Annotated in this window: 15 protein-coding genes; 6 read left to right on the top strand and 9 right to left on the bottom strand. The window is 67.1% G+C overall.

The window, feature by feature from the left end; genetic code table 11:
- The first annotated feature begins 245 nt into the window (after positions 1-245).
- The 3 genes from ACTRWB_RS24950 (at position 246) to ACTRWB_RS24940 (ending at position 2,539) form a co-directional block, all read left to right on the top strand.
- A complete protein-coding gene (locus tag ACTRWB_RS24950; RefSeq protein WP_446903447.1) occupies positions 246-473 on the top strand; it encodes a cysteine-rich CWC family protein in 228 nt (75 codons plus the stop codon).
- 91 nt (positions 474-564) lie between these two features.
- On the top strand, positions 565-1,983 hold the full coding sequence (locus ACTRWB_RS24945) for an ATP-binding protein (protein ID WP_129513231.1): 1,419 nt from the start codon (positions 565-567) through the stop codon (positions 1,981-1,983).
- A gap of 13 nt (positions 1,984-1,996) precedes the next feature.
- Positions 1,997-2,539, top strand: a complete 543-nt coding sequence (locus ACTRWB_RS24940; protein ID WP_021156278.1) for a response regulator transcription factor — start codon at positions 1,997-1,999, stop codon at positions 2,537-2,539.
- 101 nt (positions 2,540-2,640) lie between these two features.
- On the opposite strand, the gene hslU is transcribed toward ACTRWB_RS24940, so the two are convergent.
- The 8 genes from hslU to dapF all read right to left on the bottom strand — a co-directional run bounded on the left by hslU (position 2,641) and on the right by dapF (position 10,836).
- Positions 2,641-3,984, bottom strand: coding sequence for an ATP-dependent protease ATPase subunit HslU (gene hslU, locus ACTRWB_RS24935; protein WP_048244649.1), 1,344 nt, complete (start codon positions 3,982-3,984; stop codon positions 2,641-2,643).
- 10 nt (positions 3,985-3,994) lie between these two features.
- Positions 3,995-4,531, bottom strand: coding sequence for an ATP-dependent protease subunit HslV (gene hslV, locus ACTRWB_RS24930; protein ID WP_006477497.1), 537 nt, complete (start codon positions 4,529-4,531; stop codon positions 3,995-3,997).
- Positions 4,532-4,797: 266 nt separating this feature from the next.
- A complete protein-coding gene (dksA, locus tag ACTRWB_RS24925) occupies positions 4,798-5,214 on the bottom strand; it encodes an RNA polymerase-binding protein DksA (protein WP_006477498.1) in 417 nt (138 codons plus the stop codon).
- Positions 5,215-5,708: 494 nt separating this feature from the next.
- Positions 5,709-6,785 carry a CobW family GTP-binding protein gene (locus ACTRWB_RS24920; RefSeq protein ID WP_446903446.1) on the bottom strand — a complete coding sequence of 359 codons (1,077 nt, stop codon included), beginning with the start codon at positions 6,783-6,785 and terminating at the stop codon, positions 5,709-5,711.
- A 193-nt stretch (positions 6,786-6,978) separates the two neighbouring features.
- Positions 6,979-8,193, bottom strand: a complete 1,215-nt coding sequence (locus tag ACTRWB_RS24915; RefSeq protein ID WP_129513228.1) for a class I SAM-dependent rRNA methyltransferase — start codon at positions 8,191-8,193, stop codon at positions 6,979-6,981.
- A 76-nt stretch (positions 8,194-8,269) separates the two neighbouring features.
- On the bottom strand, positions 8,270-9,190 hold the full coding sequence (gene xerC, locus ACTRWB_RS24910; protein ID WP_193099380.1) for a tyrosine recombinase XerC: 921 nt from the start codon (positions 9,188-9,190) through the stop codon (positions 8,270-8,272).
- 13 nt (positions 9,191-9,203) lie between these two features.
- Positions 9,204-9,929 carry a DUF484 family protein gene (locus ACTRWB_RS24905; protein WP_129513226.1) on the bottom strand — a complete coding sequence of 242 codons (726 nt, stop codon included), beginning with the start codon at positions 9,927-9,929 and terminating at the stop codon, positions 9,204-9,206.
- A gap of 37 nt (positions 9,930-9,966) precedes the next feature.
- Positions 9,967-10,836 (bottom strand): diaminopimelate epimerase, encoded by an 870-nt coding sequence (gene dapF, locus ACTRWB_RS24900; protein WP_446903445.1) that lies wholly within the window; start codon positions 10,834-10,836, stop codon positions 9,967-9,969.
- Between the two features lie 416 nt (positions 10,837-11,252).
- Here dapF and ACTRWB_RS24895 point away from each other — a divergent pair, with 416 nt between their 5' ends.
- Together ACTRWB_RS24895 and ACTRWB_RS24890 are read left to right on the top strand one after the other, a co-directional pair.
- A complete protein-coding gene (locus tag ACTRWB_RS24895) occupies positions 11,253-11,531 on the top strand; it encodes a type II toxin-antitoxin system RelE/ParE family toxin (protein WP_419685478.1) in 279 nt (92 codons plus the stop codon).
- A 13-nt stretch (positions 11,532-11,544) separates the two neighbouring features.
- Positions 11,545-11,847, top strand: a complete 303-nt coding sequence (locus ACTRWB_RS24890; RefSeq protein ID WP_419685477.1) for a HigA family addiction module antitoxin — start codon at positions 11,545-11,547, stop codon at positions 11,845-11,847.
- Between the two features lie 36 nt (positions 11,848-11,883).
- On the opposite strand, the gene ACTRWB_RS24885 is transcribed toward ACTRWB_RS24890, so the two are convergent.
- Complete coding sequence (locus ACTRWB_RS24885) at positions 11,884-12,768, bottom strand: lipid A biosynthesis lauroyl acyltransferase (protein WP_412022837.1); 885 nt, start codon at positions 12,766-12,768, stop codon at positions 11,884-11,886.
- Positions 12,769-13,033: 265 nt separating this feature from the next.
- On the opposite strand from ACTRWB_RS24885, the gene metK reads away from it, so the two are divergent.
- A complete protein-coding gene (gene metK, locus ACTRWB_RS24880; RefSeq protein WP_048244636.1) occupies positions 13,034-14,221 on the top strand; it encodes a methionine adenosyltransferase in 1,188 nt (395 codons plus the stop codon).
- Positions 14,222-14,235: the final 14 nt, after the last annotated feature.

Here is a 14,235-nt window from a genome sequence, read left to right as displayed (position 1 = left end):
TTGTACAGGAGTGGCGCAGCGCAGCATCGGGTTTTTGGGCTGGCCGGAAGGCGGTCTGCGCGGGTCTGACACCTTGTGCGGCGGCCCGCCGGCTATGGCGCTGCGCGATGCGGGCGGCGGTGCGCGGGCAGCAGCGGCGGGTTCGTTCGCGGCGCACTTTGGCCAGGCGGCCGGCGTGCAAGATCCGTGCGCCGCGTTATGCTTGTGGCGTGGGGCGACTTCACGCCCGCTTTCGCGATTCCGCCATGACCGATTCCGCTGCCGTCGCCCGTTCCGCTCCGCACCGCGCGCGCTGCCCGCGCTGCGGGCGCGGCTTCGACTGCGGCGCGCGCACGCAACCGTTCGACTGCTGGTGCGCGTCGATGCCGGCGCTGCCCGGTGGCGGCACCCAGCCTGCGGCCGGCGCGCGCTGCCGGTGCCCCGAGTGTCTGGCCGACGAGATCGCGCAGCGTATGACCGGCGCGGCCGGCTGACGGCGCGGGCCGTGCATGCGGTGCGCGCCGTTCGCCGAATCCGATCCGGCCCCGCTAGGGGCGTCGCCCGCTAAACGGGTAAACTGCCCGGATGCAACGAATCACCACCACCGGGCGCGTCAACCTCAGTCACCTGTTCTGGCTTCGCAATCTCGCGATCATCGGCCAGCTCGTGACGATCGGCGTCGTGCAGACCTATTTCGGCGTGCATCTGCCGTTGCCGGCGATGCTGATGGTCATCGCGCTCGAAATCGTTTTCAACGCGCTGACCTGGGTGCGCGTGCTGCGCGCGCGGCCCGAGACCAATTTCGAGCTGCTCGGCCAGCTGTGGGTCGACCTCGGTGCGCTGTCCGCGCTGCTGTTCCTGTCGGGCGGCACGACCAACCCGTTCGTGTCGCTGTACCTGCCGTCGCTCGCGATCGCGGCGGCCGTGCTGCCGTGGCACCTGATGATCTGGCTCGCGGCGTTCGCGGTCGCGTGCTACGCGGCGCTCGGCTTCGATTCGGTGCCGCTCAACATGGACAATCCCGCGAACCTGTTCGACTACTACCGCACCGGGATGTGGGCGAACTTCATGGTCAGCGTCGGGTTGATCGCGTGGTTCGTCGCGCGCATGTCGAAGGCGCTGCGCCAGCGCGATTCGGCGCTCGGCGAAGCGCAGCAGCACCTGCTGCGCGACGAGCGGGCGGTTGCGCTCGGCGTGCAGGCCGCCACCGTCGCGCACGAGATGGGCACGCCGCTGTCGACGATCGCGATGCTGGCCGAGGAACTGCGCGACGCGGCGCGCGCCGATCCGGGGCTGGCCCGCTACGAGGCCGACCTGAAGGTGCTCGAGGAACAGATGACGCTCTGCACGTCGGCGCTCGCGCGCCTGCGCAGCCGCGCGAGCGCGCCGGCGAGCCGCCAGCCGGTGGACGACTGGCTCGATACGTTCGTCGAGCACTGGCGCCTGCGGCATCCGCACGTGCAGTTCGAGCTGCTCGGCGCGCGTCCGGCGGGCGTCGCGCTCGACGACACGGTCGCGGCCGGCCAGATCCTGACGATCCTGCTCGACAACGCCGCGCGGGCGAGCCCGCAGCGCGTGACGCTGGCCGCGAAGGTTGCGCACGACCGCGCGGCCGACGAGATCGAATTCGAGGTATGCGACGACGGGCCCGGCATTCCGGCCGCGCTGCGCGAATCGCTCGGCGCGATGCCGGTCGACAGCACGCAGGGCGGGCACGGGGTCGGCCTGTACCTCGCGTTCAGTGCGGCCGCGCGGCTCGGCGGCGAAATCGAACTGTCCGATGTCACGCCGCGCGCGGCGGGCGGCAACGGGCGGGCCGGCGGTGCGGCGAATGGTCACGCCGCTGCTGCATCGGGTCATCGCGCGGGCGAACGCGTGGCCGAACGAACGGCCGGCACGCCGGACGGCCGCCCGGCCGGCGCAACCGCCGGGCGCGGCACGCGGGCCGTGCTGCGCCTGCCGGTCGTGCGCGTCGCGGCGCCGGCCGCCTCAACCAACACGTAGACGGAGAAACCACATGAGCGAGAACAATTTCCTGGTGATCGACGACAACGAGGTGTTCGCGGGCACGCTCGCGCGCGGCCTCGAGCGCCGCGGTTATGCGGTCCAGCAGGCGCACGACAAGGAGGCGGCGCTCCGGCTCGCCGCGGGCGGCAAGTTCCAGTTCATCACCGTCGACCTGCATCTCGGCGAGGATTCGGGCCTGAGCCTGATCGCGCCGCTGTGCGACCTGCAGCCCGATGCGCGGATTCTGGTGCTGACCGGCTACGCGAGCATCGCGACCGCCGTGCAGGCGGTGAAGGAAGGTGCCGACAACTACCTCGCGAAGCCCGCGAACGTCGAGTCGATCCTGGCCGCGCTGCAGACCAACGCGACCGAAGTGCAGGCCGACGAGGCGCTCGAGAATCCGGTCGTGCTGTCGGTCGACCGGCTCGAATGGGAGCACATCCAGCGCGTGCTGGCCGAGAACAACAACAACATCTCGGCGACCGCGCGCGCGCTGAACATGCACCGCCGCACGCTGCAGCGCAAGCTCGCGAAGAAGCCGGTGCGGCAGTAAAAGGCGCGACGCGCGCCGATTCCGTACGACTTTCGACGCACCAACGAAAAACGGGCGACCCCGCGAAGGGGCCGCCCGTTTTTCATCGGATACCGCGTGCGTTACAGCACGTAGCGCGACAGATCCTCGTCCTGCGACACTTCGCCGAGTGCCCGGTCGACATACTTCGCGTCGATCGTCACGCGCTCGCCGGCGTGGTTGCCGGCCGAGAACGACACTTCCTCGAGCAGTTTCTCGATCACCGTGTACAGCCGGCGCGCGCCGATGTTCTCGGTTTTCTCGTTGACCGCATACGCGATCTCCGCGAGGCGGCGGATGCCGTCGTCGGCGAAGTCGAGCTGGACGTCCTCGGTCGCGAGCAGCGCCTGGTACTGCTTGACGAGGCTCGCGTCGGTCGCGTCGAGGATCGCCTCGAAGTCTTCCACCGACAGCGAATCGAGCTCGACGCGGATCGGGAAGCGGCCCTGCAGTTCCGGAATCAGGTCGCTCGGCTTCGCGAGGTGGAACGCGCCGCTCGCGATGAACAGGATGTGATCGGTCTTCACCATCCCGTACTTCGTGTTGATCGTCGTGCCCTCGACGAGCGGCAGCAGGTCGCGCTGCACGCCCTGGCGCGACACTTCGCCGCCGCTGCCTTCGTTGTTGCGCGACGTGATCTTGTCGATCTCGTCGAGGAACACGATGCCGTTCTGCTCGACGTTCTGCACGGCCTTCGTCTTCACTTCCTCTTCGTTCAGCATCTTCGCCGCTTCCTCGTCGGTCAGCAGCTTCAGCGCTTCCTTGATCTTCACCTTGCGGCGCTGTTTCTTGCCGCTGCCGAGGTTCGAGAACATCGAGCGGATCTGCTCGGTCATCTCTTCCATCCCGGGCGGCGCCATGATGTCCATGCCGGCCGACGGCTGCTCGAGGTCGAGCTCGACTTCCTTGTCGTCGAGCTGGCCTTCGCGCAGGCGCTTGCGGAACGTCTGGCGCGTCGCGTTGTTGTCGTCGTTCGCATGTTCGGCGTTCCCGCCGAAGCCCACCGCGCGCGGTTGCGGCAGCAGGATGTCGAGGATGCGGTCTTCGGCCTGGTCGGTTGCCTTGCTGCGCACCTTGCGCATTTCGGTTTCGCGCGTCTGCTTGACCGAGGTCTCCATGAGGTCGCGCACGATGCTGTCGACGTCGCGGCCGACGTAGCCGACTTCGGTGAACTTGGTCGCTTCGATCTTGATGAACGGCGCATCGGCGAGCTTCGCGAGGCGGCGCGCGATTTCGGTCTTGCCGACGCCCGTCGGCCCGATCATCAGGATGTTCTTCGGCGTGATTTCCGTGCGCAGCGGGTCGGCGACCTGCTGGCGGCGCCAGCGGTTGCGCAGCGCGACCGCGACGGCCTTCTTCGCCTTGTTCTGGCCGATGATGTGCTTGTCGAGTTCCGAGACGATCTCGGCAGGGGTCATGGTGCTCATGGTGCGGTCCTTACTCGATCGTTTCGATGATGCGGTTGTGGTTCGTGTAGATACACATGTCGCCCGCGATCCCGAGCGACTTCTCGACGATCTCGCGCGGCGACAGCTCGGTGTTCTCGACGAGCGCGCGGGCCGCGGCCTGCGCGTACGCGCCGCCCGAGCCGATCGCGCAGATGCCGCCTTCCGGGTCGAGCACGTCGCCGTTGCCGGTGATCACGAGCGTGGTGGTCGCATCGGCCGTGATCAGCATCGCCTCGAGGCGCCGCAGCATCCGGTCGGTGCGCCAGTCCTTCGCGAGCTCGACGGCCGCACGGGTCAGGTTGCCCTGGTGCTTCTCGAGCTTCGCCTCGAAGCGGTCGAGCAGCGAGAACGCATCGGCGGTGCCGCCCGCGAATCCGACCAGTACCTGGTTGTTGTAGATCCGCCGCACTTTCCGCGCGCCACCCTTCATGACGATGTTGCCGAGGGTTACCTGGCCGTCGCCGCCGAGCGCGACCTTGTCGCCGCGCCGGACCGAAACGATGGTCGTGCCGTGAAATTGCTCCATCTGCGTTCCTTGAGAAAAACGGGGAAGATTCGGGCGGCGCGAGGCGCCGCCGCGTGAATCGCAGTGCGCCGGGGAGCGGCCCGGCGCGCGTCCGTTTCATTTTAGGGCGGGCGCCGGGATATCAAGAGGCGGGAGGCAAATCGGCGGGCTGGAGTCAGCCCGTTACGAGCGGGAGCCGGCCCGGGAACCGGTGCCGGAAAAACAAAAAGCGCGCGGCAGGCCGCGCGCTTTCGGGAAGCAGCGTGTCGGAGCGGAACGCCGCTCGATCAGTCGCCGAACAGCTTCTGGCGCAGCTCGCGGCGCTCTTGCGCCTCGAGCGACAGCGTGGCCGTCGGGCGCGCGAGCAGTCGCGGGATGCCGATCGGCTCGCCGGTTTCCTCGCACCAGCCGTAATCGCCGGAATCGATGCGGGCGAGCGACTGCTGAACCTTCTTGAGGAGCTTGCGTTCGCGATCGCGCGTGCGCAACTCGAGCGCGTGCTCTTCCTCGATCGTCGCGCGATCGGCGGGATCGGGCACGATCACCGTCTCGCGGAGGTTCTCGGTCGTCTGGCCTGCATTCTTGAGGATGTCCGCCTGCAACTGTTCGAGCCGATTTTTGAAGAAGGCGAGCTGATCCTCATTCATGTAATCCTTGTCGCTCATCTTCAGGATTTCGGCTTCGGTCAAGAGTTTCTTCGTCATCTGCTTGCTTCTTCAATGTGCGGCAAATCAAGAGATATTGCCTGCACTTTGGGATTACCCGCAACCGCGCTTGCAATCATTTGCGATTTGCCGCCGCGGGGCCGAAAGCCTCTGGAAAAACCGGTTCTCAAATACCAGGACAGGCCTGGCGCGGATTTGCGCGCGGCGAACCGGTGTGCTGCGCGGCAGATCGCATCGGCCGCGGCCGGTTGGCGGATGGGCGATCCGGCGCGGTTGCGATGCCCGGGTATTGGTTCAGCAAGAACCGGGCCTGTTTGTTGCCGTACTCCAGCGGGCACGTATTGTAACTGAATCGCAAGCGGGCGCCGTATCGGGTCGATCCCCGTCGGCTGCGCCAATATCTAGAAAATATAACGCGCAAATCGCGAAAAAGCGATGACGGCGAAACCCTGCCCGGAAAGGGCGCCGCGCGACCGCCGCGGCGGCCCGCGGAAGCGGCCGGGCGGCGGGGTGCGCGGCGGCGCCCGCGTGCGTCAGGCGAGGCAGGCGTCGAGGCCGTCGGTGATCAGGTCCTGCGGCAGGTCGACACCGATGAACACCATCTTGTTGGTCTTCTTCTCGGCCGGCAGCCACTTCGCGGCGAGGTCGCTGCCCATCATCTGGTGCACGCCCTGGAACACGACCTTGCGGTCGACGCCCTTCATGAACAGCACGCCCTTGTAGCGCAGCATCCGCTCGCCGTAGATCTGCAGGATGCCGCCGAGGAAGTCTTCCAGCTTGTTCGGGTCGAACGGGCGGTCGTTGCGGTACACGAACGACTTGATCTTGTCGTCGTGGTGCGGGTGGTGATGGTGGTGGCCGTGGTCGTGACCGTGCGCGCATTGACCGTGATCGTGGTCGCAATCGGCGTGATCGTGGCCATGGTCGTGATCGTGGTGGTCATGCGCGTGATCGTCTTCGGCGAGGAAGTCGGGGTCGATTTCGAGCTTCGCGTTCAGGTTGAAGCCGCGCAGGTCGAAGATTTCCTTGATGTCCGCCTCACCGAAATTCACGACCTTGATCGCCGCCTTCGGGTTCATGTGCATCAGGCGGTGCTTGAGGCCGGCGACGGTCTGGTCGTCGACGAGGTCGGACTTCGTGACGAACAGGCGGTCGGCGAACCCGACCTGGCGCTGCACGACTTCGTGTTCGTCGAGCTGCGCGTTCGCGTGCTTCGCGTCGACGAGCGTGATGACCGCGTCGAGCAGGAAGTCGTCGGCGATTTCGCTGTCGATGAAGAAGGTTTGCGCGACCGGGCCCGGGTTCGCGAGGCCGGTCGTCTCGATCACGATGCGGTCGAAGTCGAGCTTGCCTTCGCGCTTCTTCGCGGCAAGATCGCCGAGCGCGCGTGCGAGGTCGCCGCGGATCGTGCAGCAGATGCAGCCGTTGCTCATCTGGATGATCTGCTCGTTCGAATCCTGCACGAGGATTTCGTTGTCGATGTTCTCTTCGCCGAACTCGTTCTCGATCACGGCGATCTTCATGCCGTGCTGTTCGTTCAGGATGCGCTTGAGCAGCGTCGTCTTGCCGCTGCCGAGAAAGCCGGTAAGGATGGTGACGGGAGTGGCCATGTCGGTCGCCTGTGGTTCGTGAATCGGGGTCAAAACCAGAATGTGCGTCGCGCCCTCGCGCTGCGAGCCGGGGCGCACAACCATTCATTGAAACATACCTGTCAAGCCCTCGCCCGTCGTCCGGACGACAGGCGAAAGCGCTGGCCCGCCAGGCAGGGCCGGCGGACGGTGGTGTCCGCCAAGATCGGGGCGATCAGACGATTTGCAACAGCAGGCCCTTCAGATATTCGCCTTCCGGGAATGCGGCGAGCAGCGGGTGATCGACGCCCGCGCCGAGCCGCTTCAGGATGCGCGCGTCGACCTTCGCGTCGGCTGCCGCGCCCGCGACGATCTTCTGGAACAGATCCATGTCGATCGCGCCCGAGCACGAGTACGTGAACAGCAGGCCGCCCGGACGCAGCAGCTTGAAGCCGCTCAGGTTGATGTCCTTGTAGGCGCGCGCCGCGCGATCGACGCTGTCGCGGGTCGGCGCGAACTTCGGCGGGTCGAGCACGATCAGGTCGAAACGCTCGCCTTCGTCGACGAGGCGGCGCAGCGTCTTGAACGCGTCCGCGTCGAGCCAGGTCGCGCGTTCGGCGTCGAAGCCGTTGGCCACGACGTTCTGCTGCGCGAGCGCAAGCGCATCGCCGGACGAGTCGATCGACACCACGCGTTTCGCGCCGCCCTTGAGCGCCGCGAGCGAGAAGCCGCCCGTGTAGCAGAAGCAGTTCAGCACGTCGCGATCGGCCGCGTACTGCGCGACGAGCGCGCGGTTGTCGCGCTGGTCGACGTAGAAGCCCGTCTTGTGGCCGTTCGGCACGTCGACGTGATAGCGCACCCCGTTTTCGTTCGCGATCAGCGTTGCGGGCGGCGCATCGCCCGCCAGCACGCCGGTCGTCTGTTCGAGCCCTTCCTTGTCGCGGATCGACACGTCCGAGCGCTCGTACACGTTCGGGCAGCCCGTCGCGCCGGCAAGCGCCGCGACGATCGCGTCCTTCCACGCTTCGACGCCCGCGGCCATGAACTGGCAGACGAGCTGGCCGCGCGGCGCCGCGCCGGCTTCGGCGGTGTCCGCGACGTAGTAGTCGACGATCAGCCCCGGCAGCCCGTCGGCCTCGCCGAATACGAGCCGCACCGCGCCGGTGCCCGACACCATCGTCGTGCGGTGCGCGACCGCACGCTGCACGCGGCGCTTGAAGAACGCGTGGTCGATCGGTTCGTTCTCGTCGAAGCTCCATACGCGCACGCGGATCTGCGACTGCGGGCTGTACGCGCCGCGCGCGAGGAAGCGGCCGTCGTGCGCGCGCACGATCACGGTCGTGCCGGGCGCGGGCTTGCCGTCGACGTGGTCGATCGCATTGGCGTAGACCCACGGATGGCGGCGCAGCAGCGACTTTTCCTTGGACGGCTTGAGTGTGACGGTTTGCATGATGAGATCGAGGTGGGCCGCGCGCGAAGCCGACCGCTGTCGGTCGCCGCGCACGGCGGGTAACACGGGAAACGCGTCAGTCGCGCTTCTTCGCGCGCGGATGCGCGCTGTCGTAAATCTTGGCGAGATGCTGGAAGTCGAGCGACGTATAGACCTGCGTCGCGGCGACGCTCGCGTGGCCGAGCAGTTCCTGCACCGCACGCAGGTCGCCGCTCGACTGCAGCACGTGCGTCGCGAACGAGTGGCGCAGCACGTGCGGATGGACGTTGGCGGGGATGCCCGCGGCGAGCGCCGCGCGCTTCACGCGCTCGCGCACGACACCGGGCGCCATCCGGTTGCCGCGCACGGACAGGAACAGCGGATGCGGGTCGTGCTTCACGAATTCGCCGCGCACCGCGAGCCACGCGTTCAGCGCATCGATCGCCTTGCGGCCGACCGGCACCTTGCGCTCCTTGTTGCCCTTGCCGAGCACGGTGACTTCGGCTTCGGCGAGATCGAGCCAGCCGGCCGAGCGGTAGCCGTCGGCCTGCGTGTACACGGCATCGAGCCCGATCAGCTCGGCCAGGCGCAGCCCCGACGAATAGAACAGCTCGAGGATCGCGTGGTCGCGGATGCCTTCGGTCGTGCCGGGGACCGGCGCGTCCATCAATGCCGATGCGTCGTCGACCGACAGCGCCTTCGGCAGGGTTTTCGGCCGTTTCGGCGCGCGCACCGCGGCAACCGGGTTCGCGGGCATCTCGATGCGCTGCGCGAGCCATCGGTAGAACGCGCGCCACGCGGACAGCCGATGCGAGATCGACCGCGCGGACAGCCCGCCCGAATGTGCGCGCGCGACCGCGCCGCGCATGTCGGCGGCCGTCAGCGCTTCGAGCGGCCGGCCGGCCGCGAGCTTCTTCAGTTCGTCGAGTTCGTGCGTGTACGCGCGCAGCGTGTGTTCCGACAGCTGCCTGACGTGCTTCAGGTTCGACAGGTAGGCGGCGACCGGATCGTCTGTCATCGCGTGCGGCGGATCAGTGCGGCAACAGGCGCGTGAGCGCGGCGCTGGCGAGCGTCGAGATCTGCGCGAGGAAGTCGGTGGCCATCCCGTCGTGGAAGCGGCGCGGATCGGGCGAACCGAGCACGAGCAGGCCGAACGCGGGCGCATCGGTGCCGGCGAGCGGCGCGCGCAGCGCGAGCAGCGCGACCGATGCGGCCGAGCCGTCGCCGGCCGGCGCGGCTTCAGCGCCTTCCGCCGCATGCGCGGCCGACGCGGCCACCGCGGGCGCGAGCCACTGCGCGGCCTCGAAGCCCGTGTTCGCGCCGCAGTACGGCGTCGACAGGCCGTTCGTGAAGAGGCGCACTTCCTCGCCGACCTGGCGTGCGAAGTCGGCCTGCGCGTAGGTGTCGGCGACGTCCCACACGCGCAATGCCGTCTGCGGCACGTCGAACACGTCGGCGATGCCGTCGGCGATCGTGCGCGGCAGCGCGTATGGATCGCGTTCCGCGATCACGCGCGCGGTCCAGCGGCTGAACTTCGCGGACAGGCTGTCGTTCTCGTGGCCGTAGCGCACGAGCTCGGCGAGCCGGCGCTCGAGATGCTTGTTCTTGTCGCGCAGCATCTCCATCTGCCGCTCCTGCAGCGAGATCGCGGCCTTGCCGTGCGGGTTCGCGAGACGGATCGTCGCGAGCAGTTCGGCATGCTGCGCGAAGAATTCGGGATTGGCGAGCAGGTAGTCGGCGACTTCGCGATCGTTCATGTGGCTGGCGCGTTCAGTTATCAAGGACGTTGCAGGGTCAGGCGTTCAGGTCGATCTCGCCTTCGAACACGGTCGCGGCGGGGCCGGCCATCATCAGCGCGGCGGTTTCGTCGCGCGCGCCGTCCCAGCCGATCGTCAGCGTGCCGCCGTGCGTGTGCACGGTCACGGGCGAATCGAGCAGGCCGCGCCGGATACCGGCCGCCACCGCCGCGCATGCGCCCGTGCCGCACGCGAGCGTCTCGCCCGCGCCGCGTTCGTACACGCGCAGCTTCACTTCGTTGCGCGACACGATCTGCATGAAGCCGGCGTTCACGCGCTGCGGGAAGCGCGCATGGTGCTCGATCAGCGGGCCTTCTTCCAGCACGGGATACGCTTCGGCATCGTCGACGATCTGCACCGCGTGCGGATTGCCCATCGACACCGTCGAGATCCAGCGCGTCGCGCCGCCGACGTCGAGCGGCCACAGCGTGTCGTGGCCTTCGGTGCGGCCATCGAGGCCCGACGCCTCGAACGGCACCTGCGCCGGCGCGAACACGGGCGCACCCATGTCGACGACGACTTCGCCGTTGTCCTGCAGCGTCAGCGTGATCAGGCCCTTCATGACCTGCACGCGCACGCTGCGCTTGTCGGTCAGGCCGCGATCGCTGACGAACTTCACGAAGCAGCGTGCGCCGTTGCCGCAGTGTTCGACTTCACCGCCGTCGCAATTGAAGATCCGGTACTTGAAATCCACGCCGTCGACGGTCGGTTTTTCGACGAGCAGCAACTGGTCGGCGCCGATGCCGAAGTGCCGGCTGGCGAGCGCGCGCACCTGCGCTTCGGTGAGCGGCGGCAACGCGCGCGAATAGCCGTCGAGCACGACAAAGTCGTTGCCCGCGCCGTGCATCTTGGTGAACGAGAGTTTCACTGGGTCCGGAATTCCATGGCGAACAAGGCGGTCGGCACGATGCGAACGGCCTACCGTCACGCCGGGCGGCTTCGTTCGTCATGCTGATCTCAACCGCAAATGATACATGCAGCCGACAGGGGCGTCCTGCGCGGGCGGGCGTTTCGCGTCGTCGGCGAAGGCGGAACGGGCGGCCTCTGTCGATCGGTCGACTGGTCGCGTCCGCGGCGAGGGGACAAATTGACGCGGTGTGGCGGGTGTTGTCGCGGCACAGGCGGGGCCGGCGATGCGTGTCCGGCGCGCGGCGAAAGGACTGGACACTCCGGACGCACGATTTCGTACGGGTCAAATTGACAGGGTAATCACGCGATTCGTATAGTGTGGCTATACGCATACAGGCCATGCTGTCGACATCGCGACTCGAGCGCGGGAGGTCCATGATCAAGTCATGGCAGCACAAGGGACTGGAAGCGTTTTTCATGAACGGGAGCAAGGCGGGCATCGTGCCGGACCACGCTCCAAGGCTGCGGCGCCAGCTTGCCCGTCTCGACGTGTCGAGCCGGCCGCTCGACATGAACGTGCCGGGCTGGCGCTTCCACGGCCTTGCCGGCGGGCTGGACGGTTACTACTCGGTGAGCGTGAGCAGCAACTGGCGCCTGACGTTCAGGTTCGATGGCCCCGATGTCGTCCTGGTCAATTACCAGGACTATCACTGAGATGATTCAAGCCATGACACGCATCTTCAATCCGCCCCATCCGGGCGAAGCGCTGCGCGATGACGTGCTGCCGGCGCTCGGCCTGACCGTCACCGAGGCCGCCGCACAGCTCGGCGTGACGCGTGCGGCGCTGTCGCGCATCCTGCACGGCCATGCCGGCATCTCGCCGGAAATGGCATTGCGCCTTGAGGCGTGGCTCGGCGAGGAAAACGGGGGAAGGGCGGATCTGTGGCTCGCGCAGCAGTCGGCCTACGATCTGTGGCAGGCGCGCGCGAAAGGCGTGCCGAAGGTGGCGAGGGCGCAGGCGCGCACCTGACGGCGCGCCCGCGGCTTTCGCCCCGGCGGGGTCAGGTCAGTACAGGCTCGGCTCGCCGGGCGGGCGTGTCTTGAAGCGCTTGTGGACCCAGTAGTACTGCTCGGGCATCAGCGGGATCTGTTCCTCGAGGAATTCGTTCATCCGCCGTGCGTCGAGATCGTCGTCGCCGGTCGGGTAGTTGGCCCACGGCTTGAAGACCTTCAGCCGATAGCCCTTGTAGTTCGGCAGCACCTCGCCGATAAAGGGCAGAACCTGCGCGTGGCCGGTCTTGGCGAACCGGCCGACCGCCGTCAGCGTGCAGGCCGGTACGCCGAAGAAGGGCACGAACGTCGAGTTGCGCATCCCGTAGTCCATGTCCGCACCCAGCATCACCGGCTTGCGGTCGCGCAGCCAGCGCAGCACGGTGCGCGCGCTGTCCGCCCGGCTTGCCAGCTCCGCACCGAAGCGGCTGCGGCCGGCTTTGGCCGCGGCTTCGATTTCCGGGTTCTTCATCGGCGTGTAGAGCGAGCCGCACATGCGGCCGAGTGCGAGATTGATCGCCATCGAGCCGGCCTCGATGCCGACGAAATGGAAACCGAGCAGGAGGGTCGGCGGCATGTCCGGATCGCTGAGGTCGACCTCGCTCTCGACCGTAAACAGCTTGCGGTAGGCCTGTTCCGACGCGAACCACTGGTAGCTGCGCTCGACGTAGCTGCGGATCGCGTGACGGAAATGCAGGCCGGCCACTTCCTCGCGCCGCTCGTCGCTCCACTCCGGGAAGCAGAGTTTCAGATTGGTATGTACGATGCGCTTTCGCCCGCTGGGGATCTGGTACAGCAGCCAGCCGAGACCGTCGCCGAGCCGTGCGGTCAGGCCGTACGGCAACCGGGCGAGCAGTTTCAGGAAGCCGATGGCGAGGTGCGTGCCGAGGCGGCCTAGCATGCGAAACCTCCGTGGGGCCGGCTGACCGGCGCGTTGCGAACGGGGGAGTAAGACGGTGGAAGATGCAGCACGAGCGGCACTCTGTGACAATTCAGGAAAGCCGCTATAATACGGTCTTCGCCGAGTTAACTGACAACTTGCGGGGCGAAGCTGGACGGTGCGATACGCGCTGCCCGGTACTGGTAATCCGCTAAAGCGTCGCCGCTTCAGGCCCCACGAAGCTGGCTACGTGAAACCAACCGTAACCAAACAGGAGCCTGAAAAAGTGGCAAACGACTATCTCTTCACGTCCGAATCCGTCTCCGAAGGCCATCCGGACAAAGTCGCGGACCAAATCTCGGACGCGATTCTCGACGCCATCCTCGAGCAGGACAAATACTCGCGCGTTGCGGCGGAAACGCTGTGCAACACGGGTCTCGTCGTTCTGGCCGGTGAAATCACCACGACGGCCAACATCGATTACATCCAGATCGCGCGCGACACGATCAAGCGCATCGGCTACGACAACACCGAGTACGGCATCGACTACAAGGGTTGCGCGGTGCTCGTCGCGTACGACAAGCAGTCGCCGGACATCGCACAGGGCGTCGATCGTGCACACGACGACAACCTCGACCAGGGCGCGGGCGACCAGGGCCTGATGTTCGGTTACGCGTGCGACGAAACGCCGGAACTGATGCCGCTGCCGATCTACCTGTCGCACCGTCTCGTCGAGCGCCAGGCCAGCCTGCGCCGCGACGGCCGCCTGCAATGGCTGCGCCCGGACGCGAAGTCGCAGGTGACGGTTCGCTACGTCGACGGCAAGCCCCATTCGATCGACACTGTCGTGCTGTCGACGCAGCACGCACCGGAGATCGAACTGCCCGCACTGCGTGAAGCCGTGATCGAGGAAATCATCAAGCCGACGCTGCCGGCCGACCTGATCAAGGGCGACATCAAGTTCCTCGTGAACCCGACCGGTCGATTCGTGATCGGCGGCCCGCAGGGCGATTGCGGCCTGACCGGCCGCAAGATCATCGTCGACACGTACGGCGGTGCCGCACCGCACGGCGGCGGCGCGTTCTCGGGCAAGGATCCGTCGAAGGTCGACCGTTCGGCTGCATATGCAGGCCGCTACGTCGCGAAGAACATCGTCGCCGCCGGCCTCGCGTCGCGCGCGCTGATCCAGGTGTCGTACGCGATCGGCGTCGCGGAGCCGACCTCGGTGATGGTCAACACGTTCGGCACGGGCCGCGTGTCGGATGCGGTGATCACGAAGCTCGTGCGCGAGCACTTCGACCTGCGTCCGAAGGGCATCATCAAGATGCTCGACCTGCTGCGCCCGATCTACGAGAAGACCGCTGCTTACGGCCACTTCGGCCGCGAAGAGCCGGAATTCTCGTGGGAAGCGACCGACAAGGCGCTCGCACTGGCCGAAGCGGCCGGCGTGGAGCCGACGGCACGCGTCGCGTAAGCGTCGTTCGCCTG

The sequence above is a fragment of the Burkholderia sp. YIM B11467 genome, assembly GCF_052952715.1.
Note: the sequence above shows the minus strand (reverse complement) of the source record. Positions and strands in the feature narration are given on the sequence as shown.

Excerpts from the sequence above, each read along its gene's own strand:
- ACTRWB_RS24895 (WP_419685478.1), top strand. The coding sequence starts at position 11,253 with ATGATCAAGTCATGGCAGCACAAGGGACTGGAAGCGTTTTTCATGAAC.
- ACTRWB_RS24950 (WP_446903447.1), top strand. The coding sequence starts at position 246 with ATGACCGATTCCGCTGCCGTCGCCCGTTCCGCTCCGCACCGCGCGCGC.
- ACTRWB_RS24945 (WP_129513231.1), top strand. The coding sequence starts at position 565 with ATGCAACGAATCACCACCACCGGGCGCGTCAACCTCAGTCACCTGTTC.
- ACTRWB_RS24915 (WP_129513228.1), bottom strand. The coding sequence starts at position 8,193 with ATGCAAACCGTCACACTCAAGCCGTCCAAGGAAAAGTCGCTGCTGCGC.
- ACTRWB_RS24920 (WP_446903446.1), bottom strand. The coding sequence starts at position 6,785 with ATGGCCACTCCCGTCACCATCCTTACCGGCTTTCTCGGCAGCGGCAAG.
- ACTRWB_RS24890 (WP_419685477.1), top strand. The coding sequence starts at position 11,545 with ATGACACGCATCTTCAATCCGCCCCATCCGGGCGAAGCGCTGCGCGAT.
- ACTRWB_RS24885 (WP_412022837.1), bottom strand. The coding sequence starts at position 12,768 with ATGCTAGGCCGCCTCGGCACGCACCTCGCCATCGGCTTCCTGAAACTG.
- xerC (WP_193099380.1), bottom strand. The coding sequence starts at position 9,190 with ATGACAGACGATCCGGTCGCCGCCTACCTGTCGAACCTGAAGCACGTC.
- dksA (WP_006477498.1), bottom strand. The coding sequence starts at position 5,214 with ATGACGAAGAAACTCTTGACCGAAGCCGAAATCCTGAAGATGAGCGAC.
- hslV (WP_006477497.1), bottom strand. The coding sequence starts at position 4,531 with ATGGAGCAATTTCACGGCACGACCATCGTTTCGGTCCGGCGCGGCGAC.
- ACTRWB_RS24905 (WP_129513226.1), bottom strand. The coding sequence starts at position 9,929 with ATGAACGATCGCGAAGTCGCCGACTACCTGCTCGCCAATCCCGAATTC.
- hslU (WP_048244649.1), bottom strand. The coding sequence starts at position 3,984 with ATGAGCACCATGACCCCTGCCGAGATCGTCTCGGAACTCGACAAGCAC.
- ACTRWB_RS24940 (WP_021156278.1), top strand. The coding sequence starts at position 1,997 with ATGAGCGAGAACAATTTCCTGGTGATCGACGACAACGAGGTGTTCGCG.